16 protein-coding genes are annotated in these 13267 nt (G+C 69.5%); 6 read left to right on the top strand and 10 right to left on the bottom strand.

The window, feature by feature from the left end:
* Positions 1 to 88: 88 nt before the first annotated feature.
* From DA075_RS12825 to DA075_RS12810, 4 genes are all read left to right on the top strand, one after another.
* Positions 89 to 1306, top strand: a complete 1218-nt coding sequence (locus DA075_RS12825) for an RNA ligase RtcB family protein (RefSeq protein ID WP_099953564.1) — start codon at positions 89 to 91, stop codon at positions 1304 to 1306.
* A gap of 2 nt (positions 1307 to 1308) precedes the next feature.
* Entirely contained in the window at positions 1309 to 1953 is a 645-nt protein-coding gene (prfH, locus tag DA075_RS12820; RefSeq protein ID WP_164712314.1) for a peptide chain release factor H, read from the top strand.
* A 168-nt stretch (positions 1954 to 2121) separates the two neighbouring features.
* Positions 2122 to 2355 (top strand): hypothetical protein, encoded by a 234-nt coding sequence (locus DA075_RS12815; protein ID WP_099956569.1) that lies wholly within the window; start codon positions 2122 to 2124, stop codon positions 2353 to 2355.
* A 268-nt stretch (positions 2356 to 2623) separates the two neighbouring features.
* Positions 2624 to 2857, top strand: coding sequence for a hypothetical protein (locus DA075_RS12810; RefSeq protein ID WP_048451744.1), 234 nt, complete (start codon positions 2624 to 2626; stop codon positions 2855 to 2857).
* Between the two features lie 53 nt (positions 2858 to 2910).
* Here the strand turns inward: DA075_RS12810 and DA075_RS12805 are convergent, their stop codons facing one another.
* The 7 genes from DA075_RS12805 to DA075_RS12775 form a co-directional block, all read right to left on the bottom strand.
* Positions 2911 to 3132, bottom strand: coding sequence for a hypothetical protein (locus DA075_RS12805; protein WP_123834275.1), 222 nt, complete (start codon positions 3130 to 3132; stop codon positions 2911 to 2913).
* Between the two features lie 81 nt (positions 3133 to 3213).
* Complete coding sequence (locus tag DA075_RS12800; protein WP_244936569.1) at positions 3214 to 3993, bottom strand: FkbM family methyltransferase; 780 nt, start codon at positions 3991 to 3993, stop codon at positions 3214 to 3216.
* A gap of 33 nt (positions 3994 to 4026) precedes the next feature.
* Positions 4027 to 5823, bottom strand: a complete 1797-nt coding sequence (gene araD, locus DA075_RS12795) for an L-arabinonate dehydratase (protein WP_099953561.1) — start codon at positions 5821 to 5823, stop codon at positions 4027 to 4029.
* 40 nt (positions 5824 to 5863) lie between these two features.
* Positions 5864 to 6886 carry an ABC transporter substrate-binding protein gene (locus tag DA075_RS12790; protein WP_099953560.1) on the bottom strand — a complete coding sequence of 341 codons (1023 nt, stop codon included), beginning with the start codon at positions 6884 to 6886 and terminating at the stop codon, positions 5864 to 5866.
* A 22-nt stretch (positions 6887 to 6908) separates the two neighbouring features.
* The gene (locus DA075_RS12785; protein WP_099956567.1) at positions 6909 to 7760 is read right to left on the bottom strand and encodes an ABC transporter permease; all 852 of its coding nucleotides are present in this window, start codon (positions 7758 to 7760) and stop codon (positions 6909 to 6911) included.
* A gap of 34 nt (positions 7761 to 7794) precedes the next feature.
* A complete protein-coding gene (locus DA075_RS12780; protein WP_099953559.1) occupies positions 7795 to 8562 on the bottom strand; it encodes an ABC transporter ATP-binding protein in 768 nt (255 codons plus the stop codon).
* Between the two features lie 30 nt (positions 8563 to 8592).
* Positions 8593 to 9618: an ABC transporter substrate-binding protein gene (locus DA075_RS12775; protein ID WP_099953558.1), complete on the bottom strand. Its 1026-nt coding sequence runs from the start codon at positions 9616 to 9618 to the stop codon at positions 8593 to 8595.
* A 186-nt stretch (positions 9619 to 9804) separates the two neighbouring features.
* On the opposite strand from DA075_RS12775, the gene DA075_RS12770 reads away from it, so the two are divergent.
* Positions 9805 to 10500, top strand: coding sequence for a GntR family transcriptional regulator (locus DA075_RS12770; RefSeq protein ID WP_099953557.1), 696 nt, complete (start codon positions 9805 to 9807; stop codon positions 10498 to 10500).
* A 9-nt stretch (positions 10501 to 10509) separates the two neighbouring features.
* On the opposite strand, the gene DA075_RS12765 is transcribed toward DA075_RS12770, so the two are convergent.
* The 3 genes from DA075_RS12765 to DA075_RS12755 all read right to left on the bottom strand — a co-directional run bounded on the left by DA075_RS12765 (position 10510) and on the right by DA075_RS12755 (position 11782).
* The gene (locus DA075_RS12765) at positions 10510 to 10920 is read right to left on the bottom strand and encodes a helix-turn-helix domain-containing protein (RefSeq protein ID WP_210207035.1); all 411 of its coding nucleotides are present in this window, start codon (positions 10918 to 10920) and stop codon (positions 10510 to 10512) included.
* Between the two features lie 2 nt (positions 10921 to 10922).
* Positions 10923 to 11204: a type II toxin-antitoxin system HigB family toxin gene (locus tag DA075_RS12760; protein ID WP_099953555.1), complete on the bottom strand. Its 282-nt coding sequence runs from the start codon at positions 11202 to 11204 to the stop codon at positions 10923 to 10925.
* Positions 11205 to 11332: 128 nt separating this feature from the next.
* A complete protein-coding gene (locus DA075_RS12755) occupies positions 11333 to 11782 on the bottom strand; it encodes an Lrp/AsnC family transcriptional regulator (RefSeq protein WP_232388426.1) in 450 nt (149 codons plus the stop codon).
* 170 nt (positions 11783 to 11952) lie between these two features.
* Between DA075_RS12755 and DA075_RS12750 the strand changes: the two genes are divergently transcribed.
* On the top strand, positions 11953 to 13218 hold the full coding sequence (locus DA075_RS12750; protein ID WP_099953553.1) for a D-amino acid dehydrogenase: 1266 nt from the start codon (positions 11953 to 11955) through the stop codon (positions 13216 to 13218).
* Positions 13219 to 13267: the final 49 nt, after the last annotated feature.

Below are 13267 nucleotides of genomic sequence, written 5' to 3'. Positions count from 1 at the left end.
ACCGGCGTTCTGACGCAGCGAAGCGGCCTGTCCGCTCGCTGAAGCTCGTCTCAAGGTCGCTGCGGCGACCCCGGAATCCACATCCCTCATGGGCAATCCCATCATCGCCACGCGCGCCCCCGGCGTTCGCGTGGTCGCCTCCGCCTCGACCTGGATCGAGGGCGAGGCCCTGCGCCAGCTCGACGAGACCGGCGCCCTTCCCGGCATGCGCGAGACCGTCGGCATGCCGGACCTCCATCCCGGCAAGAACGGTCCGGTCGGAGCGGCCTTCCTGTCGGAGGGCCTGATCCGGCCGACCCTGGTCGGCTCCGATATCGGCTGCGGCATGGCTCTGTGGCAGACCGACCTGTCCCGGCGCCGGGCCGATCCCGACCGGATCGCCGCCCGGCTCGACGGGCTCGACGCACCGTGGGACGGCGATGTCGCCGGCTGGCTCGGCGAGCGCGGCGTGGCGGCCACGGCCTTCGACGCCTCGCTCGGCACGGTCGGCCACGGCAACCACTTCCTGGAGGTGCAGTCCGTCGCCGAGATCCACGATCCCGACGCGGCGGCGGGGATCGGGCTCGATCCCGCCCGCCTCGCCCTCTTGGTCCATACCGGCAGCCGGGGCCTCGGCGAGTCGATCCTGCGGGCCCATACCGAGCGGCACGGGGCCTCGCCCCTGCGGGCCGACACGCCGGAGGGCGAATCCTACCTCGCCGCCCATGACGGGGCGACAGCCTGGGCCCGGGCCAACCGGGACCTCGTCGCCCATCGGGCGCTCACGGCGCTCGGGGCCGAGGGGCAATGCCTCCTCGATCTCTGCCACAACGGCGTCACGCCGGTGGAGGCGGGCGGCTGCCGCTGCCACCTCCACCGCAAGGGCGCGGCCCCGGCCGATCGCGGGCTGGTGGTCGTGCCGGGCTCGCGGGGCGACGTGAGCGTCCTCGTCGAGCCGGTCCCGGACCGGGCCGATGCCCTGTGGTCGCTGGCCCACGGTGCCGGGCGCAAGCTCGGGCGGCACGAGGCGAAGGCCAAGCTCAAGGGCCGCCTGCGCCGGGAGGACCTGGCCCGCAATCCCTATGGCGGCGTGGTCGTCTGCGGCGACGAGCGATTGCTGTGGGAGGAGGCGGCGCCGGCCTACAAGCCGGCCGCGTCCGTGGTCGGCGACCTGGAGGCGGCCGGCCTCGTGCGGGTGGTCGCGGTGCTGCATCCGCTGGTCACCTTCAAATGCTCGCTCGATCCGGACGGCCCGGCCCGTGCCGGCAAGCAGGCCCGCCTGCGCGAGCGCCGCAGCGCCCGGGCAGCCAAGCATCGGGAGCGCTGAGGATGGTCCTGCTGCAGCTCAGCGCCGGCCGCGGGCCCGGCGAATGCCAGCTCGCGGTCGCGGGCCTCTGCGACGTGCTGGTGCGGGAGGCCGCGGCCGACGGCCTCGCCGCCACAATCCTGGAGACGGTGCCGGGCAGGCCCGGCCTGCTCTCCGCCCTCGTCCGCCTCGGCCGCGAGGATGCCGAGGAGGAGACCATCGCATCCTGGGCCCGGTCCTGGGAGGGCACCATCCGCTGGACCTGCCCGAGCCCGCTGAGGCCCGGGCACGGGCGCAAGAACTGGTTCGTCTCCGTCACCCGGGTGGTGCCGCCCCGGATCGGGGATCTCGGGATCCGGGAGGCCGACCTGCGCTGGGAGACATTCCGCGCCTCCGGCGCCGGCGGCCAGCACGTCAACACGACCGACAGCGCGGTGCGGCTGCACCACCGGCCGAGCGGCCTCGCGATCACCTGCGACAGCGAGCGCAGCCAGCACCGCAACCGGGCGCTGGCCCTCACGCGCCTCAGGCTGACGCTCCGCGCCCGGGCCGAGGCCCAGGCGCAGGCCGGGGCGCAGGAGCGCTGGGCCCTGACCGTCACGGTCACGGGTCGGGGCGGGGGCGCGGTCCGCGCCTATGCGGGACCGGATTTCACGCGGGTGCGGTGAGCGGCGAGCCAGCGCGCACGGCCACGTTACGTATCGTTAACCATTCGGCGCGCAGAGTCGCTACGGCTGGGTTGACACGCCGCAGAGATATTTTCGGGCGGGTGGCTTCGTTTCGTCGTGTTGCGGGGATAAGCTCCGCCGTGGCGTACCAGCCGAAGGGGGATGGACATGCTCGGGACAGTGACGGCCTTCCTGGCAATCCTGATGGTTCTGGCCCTGCGCAACATCGCCAAGGCGGCGTTGATGCCGGTCTACGCCGTGCGCGACATCCACCGCGGGCGCTACGTCCGCGGGCTGGTGCTTCTCTCCTGCTCAGGCCTGGCCGCCTGGTCGATCTGGGCCATGACCCATACGTCCCGGACCAAGCCCGCCCCGGTCGCGGCGGTGATGTATACCGGCTGATCGCCGGACCGCTCCAAGGCGTTCTGCACGGCCTTCCTGACACTGCGGCATCGATGCTGGCGCTTGGCGCTGGCGTTCGGCGGCGTTCGGGCCCATATCCACGCTCGCGTCGCGCGCCTGCCCCTCCGAGGCGGGCCCCGACCGGGCGCCCGAAGGACCGCCATCACCTGATCGATCCTCCCCCTCGCGGCGCGGGCCGCACGCAGCGTGGCTTTTTCAGGCCGCGCTGTCATGCCATGTGCTCCGCCGCCAAGAAGAGTCAACGACCATGCTGCGTTCCAAGCAGAAGCCGAAGGTGCAGGATACGGGCTTCGTCCTGTTCGACGTCTACTACGAGGACGGCTCGCGCCGCTCCAACCGGCGGGTTCCCCGCACTGCCACCCTCGAGCACGACGTCGACACCGCCGTCCGCCAGGTGATCGAGGAGCAGGACCGCGACATCGCGGAAAAGTCCGGCCGGCCGCCGCTCGCCATCACCAAGATCGTGCGCTCGGCCGATTGAGCGGCCCGCTCACGCGAACGGTGCCGGCCATGGGCCGGCATCCGTCCCGCCGCTCATCGTTTCGCGCTCACCCTTGTCGCGGCGGAGGGTTTCGACAGATCGTGGTGGAGCCGCTTCAGGCCCGCATCGTCCCGCGCGCACAGATCGTGGCGCGTCATCACGTCGAGATCATGCTGCATCCGGTCCCGGGTGACGGGTGAACCGGCACAGGCGGCCCCGCCGAGCCACAGCATGCCCAGTACGGTCGCCAAACCGACCCCGATCTGTCCGCTCATGCCGCCCCCCATGGACCACCGCCCTCGAGCGTTGCGCGAAAGGCGTAAACGCTTGCTCAGCGGCTTGGCCGCTGGGGCCGCTCACGCTCGCAGCACCGCGTAGACATCCCCGGAATTCGCAGCCATCGGCAGCCCCATGAGATGCGCCGCCATCTCCTCCTGGCCGACGAACCGCCCGAATCCGAGCGCCTGGCTCTCGCCGAGCGCGACGTCGAACCCGTAGGGGCCGAGGCCTGCGAGCCGGTCGAGGCAACGCAGCGCGCTGTCCCGCGCGATGGTGGTGAACTCGAAGGACAGGGCGGGGAGCGGAGCCGAGAGGCCCGCCAGCACCCTGTCCTCGAACCCCTCGACGTCGATCTTCACGAAGGCCGGGCGACCGTGCCCGGCCACCAAGTGGTCGAGAGTGGTGGCAGGCACCGTGATCCGCCGGTCCCAGACCTGCCCCTCCCAGCCCGGCGCGCCCGCCGCCCCCGCGACGAAATCCGCGGAGGCCGAGGAGACGGTGGGATTGGCCGAGTTGAGGTGCAGCAACACCTCGCCGGGGGCGTCACTCACCGCCGCGGCGACCAGGGTCACGTCCGGGTCGCGGCCATGGAGCAGGCGCAGCGCCCGGGCCGGCCCCGGCTGCGGCTCCAAGGCCACGACCCGGGCGCCGAGACGGCGGAAGGAGGCCACCCGGTCGCCCACATGAGCACCGATATCGAAGACCAGGTCGCCCGGCCGCACGAAGCGGCGATAGAGGGCGTCCATGGCGGCTTTCGGCGCCTCCGCGCCGCGATAGATCCGCAGCGAGCGGCCGATCGCGGCGGCGGTGCCCTTCGGGCGGGTCATGGTCGAGCGGATCATGGTCGAGCGGATCATGGGGGCTCCGGACGAATCTCGTCCGGAGCCGTATCAGTAGATCGCCGGCTCGGGCACCGGGGCGCCGTACTCGGTGCGCAGGAAGTCGAAGTCGCAGCCCTCGTCCGCCTGCTGGATGTGGCGGGAGAACATCACGCCGTAGCCGCGCTCGTAGCGGGGCGCCGGCGGGGTCCAGGCGGCGCGGCGGCGTTCCAGCTCCTCGTCCGACACTTCCATGCGGATCGCGCGCGCCTCGACGTCGATGCTGACGATGTCGCCGGTGCGCAGGAGCGCCAGCGGCCCGCCGACGAAGGATTCGGGCGCGACGTGGAGCACGCAGGCGCCGTAGCTGGTGCCGCTCATCCGCGCATCCGACAAGCGCAGCATGTCGCGGTGGCCCTCTTTCAGCAGCTTCTTCGGCATCGGCAGCATGCCCCATTCGGGCATCCCCGGCCCGCCCTGCGGCCCGGCATTGCGCAGGACCAGCACGTGGTCGGCGGTGACGTCGAGATTCTCGTCGTCGATCGCGCTCTTCAGCGACGGATAATCGTCGAAGACCAGCGCCGGGCCGGAATGCTTGAGGAAGCGCTGGTCCATCGCCGCCGGCTTGATGACGCAGCCGCTCGGCGCGAGGTTGCCCTTCAGCACCGCCAGCGAGCCCTGGCCGTAGACCGGGTTCGACAGCGGCCGGATCACGTCGGCGTTGTAGACCTTGGCGCCTTGGATCGCCTCGCCGAGGGTCTGTCCGCTCACCGTCAGGCAGTCGAGATGCAGGTGCTCGCGGATCTCGTTCATCAGCGCGCGGATGCCGCCGGCGTAGAAGAAATCCTCCATCAGGTAGGCGTTGCCGCTGGGGCGGACATTGCCGATCACCGGCACCTTGCGGCTGTAGCGCTCGAAATCGTCGAGGCCGATGGCGTGGCCGGCCCGGCGCGCCATGGCGATCAGGTGGATGATGGCGTTGGTCGAGCAGCCCATCGCCATCGCGACCGCGATGGCGTTCTCGTAGGCCTCGCGGGTCTGGATCCGCTGCGGCGTCAGGTCCTCCCACACCATGTCGACGATGCGCCGGCCGGATTCCGAGCACAGCCGGATATGGCCGGCATCCGCCGCCGGGATCGACGAGCCGCCGGGCAGCACCATGCCGACGGCCTCCGCGATCGCCGTCATGGTCGAGGCGGTGCCCATGGTCATGCAGGTGCCGTAGGAGCGGGCGATGCCGCCCTCGATCCCGAGCCAGTCCTGGTCGGTGATCTTGCCGGCGCGCAGCTCGTCCCAGTACTTCCAGCTGTCGGAGCCGGAGCCCAGCACCTTGCCCTGCCAGTTGCCGCGCAGCATCGGCCCCGCGGGAATGTAGATCGCCGGCAGGTTCATGCTGGTGGCGCCGAGCAGCAGGCCCGGCGTGGACTTGTCGCAGCCGCCCATCAGCACCGCGCCGTCGACCGGATGCGAGCGCAACAGCTCCTCGGTCTCCATCGCCAGCATGTTGCGGTAGAGCATGGTGGTCGGCTTGACGAAGCTCTCGGAGACCGAGATCGCCGGCAATTCGACCGGGAAGCCCCCCGCCATCAGGATGCCGCGCTTCACGTCGTCGACGCGGTGCTTGAAGTGGGCGTGGCAGGGCTGGAGATCGGACCAGGTGTTGAGGATCGCGATGACCGGCTTGCCGGTCCATTCCTCGGGCGCGTAGCCCATCTGCATCGCCCGCGAGCGGTGCCCGAAGGAGCGCAAATCCGCCGGCCCGAACCAGCGCGCCGAGCGCAACGACGCGGGTTCGCGGCGCACGACCTGCGGGCCGTCCGGAATGCTGCCTGCCTCGAGTTCGGGCGGGGTGAGCGGGTCGCGGGCCATGGTGGAAACTCCTCGTACAGGTCAGGGGCGGCGCGGCGCGTCAATTCCCCGGCAGGTCGTGTGCGACCGGAAGGTAGAAGTCGGTCCAGGCCTTCGGCATCGTCTTGATGGTGCCGATCCGGTGCAGGTGCCGGGCGATCGTCATGGTGCCTTGCGGCGCGGCGATGAAGTCGAGCATGTGGGGCAGCCGCAGCAGGGCGAGAAGCTCGTCGGCCGGCGTCTTGTCCCGGTTGACCTCGCGATAGATCTCGACCGCCGCGGGCGTGTCGGACCGGATGAAGGCGATCGCCTCCTGCGTCGCGGCCTTCAGGGCCTCGACCAAAGCCGGGTTGGCTTGCGCGAAGCGGGTGGTGGTGAAGAACTGCGCCTGAGCGAGCGGCCCACCGACCACGTCGGTGGAGGACAGGATGACCCGGGCACCCGGCACGGTCTTGAGCTCGATCTGGTCGTAGGGCGGGGCGGAGAAGTGCGTCCTCACCTCGTGCTGCGGGTTGGCGAGCGCCACCGCGCCGTCGGGCGGGCTCATCTGCACCGTATAGGGATCGAGCCGTGCCCAGTTCTCCGGCCCGAAGGCCTGGGCCGCCGCCATCTGCAGCACGACCGCGTGCGTCGAGACCCGTACGGTCGGCACCGCGATCTTGTCGCCCGGCCCGAAATCGGCCAGCCCCTTGATCCGGGGATCGCGGGTGACGAGGAGCAGCGGCTGGCCGGCGGTGCCGACGATGCCCTTCACCCCGCCGCGGGTGCGGTCCCACAGCAGCAGCAGGTTGCCGATGCCGCTGTTGACGATGTCGACCCCGCCGGCGAGGAGCGCGTCGGTCTGCGCACCGCCGCCGCCGAAATTGACCCAGTTCACCTTGAGGTCCGGCACCCCGAGCCGTGCCGCATGCGACTCGATCAGGCGGCGCTTCTCGATGACGTGGGTCACCATGTAGATCAGGCCGTAGGCTCGCGAGACCGAGATCTCGCTCTTGCCCTGCGCCCGCCCGAGGGCGGGGCTCAAGAGGGCGGCGGCGAGGCCCGCCGCGACGCTGCGTCTGGACGGTGTCGTGAGCGACGTCATGGGCGTGCCTCCCCCGCCTTCGTCAGTGCTGCAAGCCCCATTTCTGCACCGTCCGCCGCTCCAGCGTGCGGAAGATCAGGTTCTCGACCACGAGGCCGATGATGATGACGGTGAGGAGACCCGCGAAGACGGCCGGGATGTCGAGGAGGTTGCGGTTCTCGAAGATGAACCAGCCGAGGCCCCCGGCCCCCGACGACACGCCGAAGACCAGCTCCGCCGCGATGAGGGTGCGCCAGGCGAAGGCCCAGCCGATCTTGAGACCCGTCAGGATGCTCGGGAACGCCGCCGGGATCAGGATCTTGGTGACGTAGGGGATGCCTTTCAGGCCGTAATTGCGCCCGACCATCCGGAGCGTGTTCGAGACGCCGCGGAAGCCCGAATGAGTGTTGAGCGCCACCGCCCACAGCACCGAGTGGACCAGCACGAAGACCAGGCTGCCATTGCCGAGGCCGAACCAGATCAGCGCCAGCGGCAGGAGCGCGATCGCCGGCAGCGGGTTGAACATCGCCGTCATCGTCTCGAGGAAGTCGGTGCCGATGCGGGTCGAGATCGCCAGCATGGTGAGCGTGGCGGCGAGCAGGATGCCGGCGGCGTAGCCCATCAGCAGCACCTTGATCGACGAGAAGGCGCGGTTCGGGATCGTGCCGTCGAGGGTCTGCTGGTAGAGCGTCGTGACGGTGTCGGAGAAGGTCGGGAACAGCAGCGGGTTGTCGAGGAAGCGGGCGTAGATCTCCCAGATCAGCGCCAGCACGATGATGATCGCGGTCTTGCGGACGAAGCCGCTGTTCCACAGGATCTCGGCGGTGCCGAGCTGGCGCTCGACCGCGCCGTCGGCGGCGGGAGCCGCATCGCTCATGATGATGCGGGCCGGCATGGTGGCGCTCATGGTTGCCTCTCGCGCTCGACGCTCAATGGTGATGGGCGGGCTCGTCGGTGAACAGCAGGTCGTGGATCTGCTGCTCGAGCTGGCCGGCGCTGCCGTCCTGCGCCGAGACCTTGTCGACGTCGCGCACCTCGGCCTTGACCCGGCCCGGATGGGGCGAGAGCAGCAGGATGCGGTTGCCGATCTTGATCGCCTCGGCGATCGAGTGGGTGACGAAGAGCACCGTGAACTTCGTCTCCTCCCAGAGCTGGAGCAGCTCGTCCTGGCAGGTGCGCCGGGTCAGCGCGTCGAGGGCCGCGAAGGGCTCGTCCATCAGCAGGATGTCGGGCTCCATCGCCATGCCGCGGGCGATCGCCACGCGCTGCTTCATGCCGCCCGAGAGGGTGTGGGGGTAGCTGTCGATGGCCCGCGTCAGGCTGACCTTCTCGATATAGGCCTTCGCCCGCTCCTCCGCCTCGCGGCGGGGCATCTTGCGGGCGTTGAGGAGCGGGAACATCACGTTCTCCAGCACCGTCTTCCAGGGCAGGAGCTGGTCGAACTCCTGGAACACCATCATCCGGTCGGCGCCGGGCTCCTTGACCACCCGGTCCTTGATGCGGATCTCGCCCTCGCTCGGGTGCAGGTAGCCGCCCACCGCCTTGAGCAGGGTGGACTTGCCGCAGCCCGAGGGCCCGAGCAGCACGAAGCGGTCGGAGGTATCGACCTTGAAGCTGACGCGCTCGGTCGCGGTGACGAGCACGTTGGGCGTCTTGTAGCGCAAGGTGACGCCGCGGACGTCGAGGAGCGCGGTCATGATGGCGTGTCCCTTCTCGGCGAGGTCGCGTCAGCTGCCGCTCAGGTCGTGGGCGACCGGCAGGTAGTAATCGGTCCAGGCCTTCGGCTTGTTGCGCAGGGTGCCGATCCGGGAAAGATGCTCGGCGAAGCGCATCGTGCCCTGGGGCTGGAGGTTGAACTCCATCATGCCGGGCTCACCCAGGTAGCTCAGCAGGTCCTCGACGCTGGTCTTGTCGCCGGTCACCTCGCGGTAGATCTCGACCGCACGGCGGGTGTCCTGGCGGATGAAGGCTTGCGCCTCCTCCGACGCCGAGCGCACCGCCTGGATGATCTTCGGGTTGGCGTCAGCGAACTTGGTGGTGGTGAAGAACTGGCCTTGCGTCAGCGGTCCGCCGATGATGTCGGGCGAGCGGGCGACGATGTGGGCGCCCGGGACGTTGCGCAGCTCGACATACTGGAACGGCGGCGCGGCGAAGTGGGTCTTGATCTCGTGGGTGGGATTGGCGAGCGCGATCGCCGCGTCGGGATGGCCGAGCTGCACCGTGTTGGCGTCGAACCGGCCGGACTGGTCGGCGCCGTAAGCCTCGCCCGCCGCCATCTGCAGCAGGATCGCCTGCGTCGAGACCTTCACGGTCGGCACCGCGATCTTGTCGCCGGGGGCGATGTCCTTGATCGTCTTGATCTTCGGGTCGCGGCTGATCAGCAGCAGCGGCAGCGCCGAGGTGGCGACGATGCCCTTCACCCCGCCCCGCGTGCGGTCCCAGAGCAGCAGCAGGTTACCGGTGCCGGTATTGACGATGTCGACCCCGCCGGCGAGCAGCGCATCGGTCTGGCTGCCGCCGCCCGAGAAGGTGATCCACTTCGTCTTGACGCCGGCCAGCCCAAGCTTCTCGGCATGCTTCTCGATCAGCCCCTGCTTCTCGATGATATGGGTCGGCAGGTAGATGATGCCGGGCTGGCGCGTGATCGCGATCTCGCTCTTCTGCTGCGCGGAGGCCGGACCGGGTCCGGCCAGGAGCGCGCTGGCAGCGAGAAGGCCCGCCGCGAAGGCGCGGCGCGCGGGCGAGTGGATCATGAGCGTTCTCCCGGAGCCGCGTCGGAGCGGCACGTGCCGGCTCGTTATCGAGCGCCGGTCTGGTCTCCTCACTAAAATGGTAATGCATTAGTATGTCAACCCAGAACGGGCCGTGCTAGGCTGCCCGCGGCACCGCCCCGGCGGGGCCGCGTCGTTGCCAGAGTTTGATCGCCGAGTTCGACCGCCATGAACGCCGTCTTCGCCGGTGCGCAGCGTCTGCGCGACCGCTCGCGCCACGCCGCCCCGCAGGTCTTCGACCTGATCCGGGAAAAGATCGTCTCGCTCGATCTCGCGCCCGGCACGGTGCTGTCGCGTCCCGAATTGCAGGCGAGCTTCGGCTTGAGCGCCACCCCGATCCGCGACGCGCTGCTCCGCCTCCAGGAGGAAGGTCTGGTCGACATCTTCCCGCAATCGGCGACCGTGGTGAGCCGCATCGACCTCACGGCCGCCCGCCAGGCGCAGTTCCTGCGCCGCGCCGTCGAGCAGGAGGTGGTGCGCACCCTGGCGCTCTCGCCCGACCGGGCCCTGATCGCGCGGCTCCAGGCCTTCGTGACCGAGCAGGGGATCTTCGCCGAGCAGGGCGACCTCGCCCGCCTCTCGGCCAGCGACGAGGCCTTCCACCGCGCCCTGTGCGAGGCGGCGGACGTGCCCGACCTCTGGGACCTGATCCGCCGTCGCAGCGGCCATATCGACCGCCTGCGCCGCCTGCACCTGCCGGTGGAGGGCAAGGCGCAGCAGATCGTGGCCGATCACCGGAGGATCGTGGCGGCGCTGGCCGAGGGCACGGCGGAGGCGGCACAGGAGGCCCTGCGCGATCACCTCTCGAAGTCGATCGCGCTCGGAGACGAGATCCGGGCGCAGTGGCCAGCGTATTTCGCGTGACTCGCGTGCTCAGAAGAACGTCGCCGGGCTGACGCCGAAGCGCTCCGACAGGCGGGCGATCTGGTTCCTGTTAAGCTCGCGCTTGCCGCTCAGCAGCTCCGAGACGACGCCCTGACTGCCAATATCGGGCAGGTCGCCCTGCTTGAGGCCGTGCTGCTCCATCAGCAGGCGTATCACCTCGGCCGGCTGTGCATCGGACCGGCGGAACTCGACTTTCTCGTAGTCGGCGATGAACTCGCCCAGGAGGCCGAGGAGCGGGCCTAGGGGATGTGCTTCGTCACCCGCACCGGCGTCGACGAGGCCGTTCATCGCGGCAATCGCCGTCTCGTACTGCGCTTCGTCGCCGATCGGATGCAGCGGGATTCGCTGGGTGATGACCTCGAAATGGTGGGTGAGCGTGGCGACGTCGTCGCGGCTCAACGTCAGGCATCCCATGCATCGTACTCCTTATGCGTGAACACATGCCGCACGAATAATTTTTGTGTGTTGAGATGGATCGACGCAATGATCCTGTACTTATTATCGCCGATGTCAAATATGTAATATGCCCCTACGCGATCAGTGGCGTTGAACACCGCTTTCAAGTCTGCATAATTAGAAAATGCATTCGCCTCGATGATCTTGCGCCATGCCTGGAGTGGCTTTGCAGCTGCCGGATGGATCGCCGCAAAATCCGGAAGGCTCCTGTTCGAGATGACACGCATTGTGCCAGCGACCACCGGTTCGGAGACTTTGCGAACGCGGATCGGCTACTCCGTCTCGCACCGTCGCGCTGGGGAGAGCAAGCCGAGCCGCCACCTCGCAAATATCTCATTTTGAGATTTTGTTAAACCTACCCCCGCCCTACCACCGTCCGGATCGCGAAGCTCGACTGGATCCGCGCCACCCCCGGCAGGCGCGACAGCACCTCCTTGTGCAGGCGCTCGTAATCGCCCGCATCCGACACCTCGATCCGCATCAGGTAATCGGACAGGCCGGTCATCAGGTAGCAGTCGCGCACCTCCGGGCAGCGGCGCACCGCCGCCTCGAAGCGGTTGAGCGATTCCTCCGTCTGCCGCTCCAGGGTGATCTGGGTCAGCACCACCATGTGATGCTCGCGCTCGTCAGCCTCGATCAGGGCGGTGTAGCCGCGGATGGTCCCGTTCGCTTCCAGCAGGCGCAGCCGGCGCAGGCAGGCCGAGGGCGACAGGCCGACCCTGGCGGCGAGATCCGCGTTGCTGATGCGCCCGTCGTCGCGCAGGACGCGCAGGATGCGCGCGTCGATCTCGTCCCGCCCGGCCACTGCGCAATCTCCTGTCGTTCCGTCGCAGATTAGTGCGTGTCGTATCATAGTCTCGCACGTCCTGCGCCGATCCGGCGGGAAATTCGGCGATCCTTGCGCGACACTAAGGGCCTCGATCGGGCGCCGGGTCGGGCATCAGGAGAGGGGCGCGACGAGAAGGTTTTGCGGCGATGCGCGTTCTGATCCTCGGCGGCGGCGTGGTCGGCGTCACCTCGGCCTATTACCTCGCGAAGGCCGGCCACGAGGTCACGGTGCTGGACCGCCAGCCGGGTGCCGGCCTCGAGACCAGCTTCGCCAATGCCGGCCAGGTCTCGCCCGGCTACTCGGCGCCCTGGGCCGCCCCCGGCATCCCCGTCAAGGCGATGAAGTGGCTGATGATGCGCCACCGGCCGCTGGTGCTGTGGCCGAGCCTGGAGCCCAAGCTCTACGGCTGGCTCGCCCGGATGCTGGCGAACTGCACCGAGGACGCCTATCGCCGCAACAAGGGCCGGATGGTGCGGCTCGCCGAGTACAGCCGCGACGTGCTGCGCGACCTGCGCCTTGAGACCGGCATCACCTACGATCACCGCGAGAAGGGCACGCTCCAGCTCTTCCGCACCCAGAAGCAGCTGGACCATGTCGGCGACGATACCGGCGTGCTCGACGAGTACGGCGTGCCCTACGAGGTGCTGGACCCGGCGGGCTGCATCGCGGCCGAGCCGGCGCTCGCCCGGGTCGCCGGCACCTTCGTGGGCGGCCTGCGCCTGCCGGGCGACGAGACCGGCGACGCGCATCTCTTCACGCAGCGTCTAGCGGCGATCTGCGAGCGCATGGGCGTGACGATCCGGTATGGCGCGACCATCACCTCCTTACGCCAGGAAGGCGGCCGGATTGCGGGTGTGGGCCTCGCCGGTGGCGAGGTGCTGACGGCGGACGCCTACGTCGCCGCGATGGGCAGCTACACCCCGGCGATGGTGAAGCCGCTCGGCATCGAGCTGCCGGTCTATCCGGTGAAGGGCTACTCCCTGACCCTGCCGATCACGAAGGCGGAGGCCGCCCCGGTCTCGACCGTGATGGACGAGACCTTCAAGGTGGCGATCACCCGGCTCGGCGACCGCATCCGGGTCGGCGGCACGGCGGAGCTCGCCGGCTTCAGCCAAGCCTTGCGCGGCCCGCGCCGGGCGACGCTGGAGCGCTCGGTCCTCGACCTCTTCCCGGAGGGCGGCGACGTCGCGCAAGCCAAGTTCTGGACGGGCCTGCGCCCGATGACCCCGGACGGCACCCCGATCGTCGGCGCGACCGCCTATCCCAACCTCTACACCAATACTGGCCACGGCACGCTCGGCTGGACCATGGCCTGCGGCTCGGGCCGGCTGCTGGCCGACCTGATCGGCGGCCGGGCGCCGGAGATCGCGCATCAGGATCTCGCCGAGGCGCGCTACGCCAAGGCGGCGTGAGGGCGTCTTCGCCTCTCGCTGACAGTCACTGACACCCCTCCGATCATTC

This window comes from Methylobacterium currus, assembly GCF_003058325.1.
GTDB classification, from domain to species: Bacteria; Pseudomonadota; Alphaproteobacteria; order Rhizobiales; family Beijerinckiaceae; genus Methylobacterium; species Methylobacterium currus.
The sequence above is the reverse complement of the archived record's forward strand: the minus strand, read 5'-3'. Positions and strand labels throughout refer to the sequence as shown.

Bases quoted from the DNA above. Each gene is read 5' to 3' on its own strand.
- DA075_RS12810 (WP_048451744.1), top strand. From the start codon at position 2,624: ATGCTGCGTTCCAAGCAGAAGCCGAAGGTGCAGGATACGGGCTTCGTC.
- DA075_RS12770 (WP_099953557.1), top strand. From the start codon at position 9,805: ATGAACGCCGTCTTCGCCGGTGCGCAGCGTCTGCGCGACCGCTCGCGC.
- DA075_RS12750 (WP_099953553.1), top strand. From the start codon at position 11,953: ATGCGCGTTCTGATCCTCGGCGGCGGCGTGGTCGGCGTCACCTCGGCC.
- DA075_RS12805 (WP_123834275.1), bottom strand. From the start codon at position 3,132: ATGAGCGGACAGATCGGGGTCGGTTTGGCGACCGTACTGGGCATGCTG.
- DA075_RS12790 (WP_099953560.1), bottom strand. From the start codon at position 6,886: ATGACGTCGCTCACGACACCGTCCAGACGCAGCGTCGCGGCGGGCCTC.
- DA075_RS12785 (WP_099956567.1), bottom strand. From the start codon at position 7,760: ATGCCGGCCCGCATCATCATGAGCGATGCGGCTCCCGCCGCCGACGGC.
- DA075_RS12775 (WP_099953558.1), bottom strand. From the start codon at position 9,618: ATGATCCACTCGCCCGCGCGCCGCGCCTTCGCGGCGGGCCTTCTCGCT.
- DA075_RS12815 (WP_099956569.1), top strand. From the start codon at position 2,122: ATGCTCGGGACAGTGACGGCCTTCCTGGCAATCCTGATGGTTCTGGCC.
- araD (WP_099953561.1), bottom strand. From the start codon at position 5,823: ATGGCCCGCGACCCGCTCACCCCGCCCGAACTCGAGGCAGGCAGCATT.
- DA075_RS12780 (WP_099953559.1), bottom strand. From the start codon at position 8,562: ATGACCGCGCTCCTCGACGTCCGCGGCGTCACCTTGCGCTACAAGACG.
- prfH (WP_164712314.1), top strand. From the start codon at position 1,309: ATGGTCCTGCTGCAGCTCAGCGCCGGCCGCGGGCCCGGCGAATGCCAG.
- DA075_RS12800 (WP_244936569.1), bottom strand. From the start codon at position 3,993: ATGATCCGCTCGACCATGATCCGCTCGACCATGACCCGCCCGAAGGGC.
- DA075_RS12760 (WP_099953555.1), bottom strand. From the start codon at position 11,204: ATGCGTGTCATCTCGAACAGGAGCCTTCCGGATTTTGCGGCGATCCAT.
- DA075_RS12825 (WP_099953564.1), top strand. From the start codon at position 89: ATGGGCAATCCCATCATCGCCACGCGCGCCCCCGGCGTTCGCGTGGTC.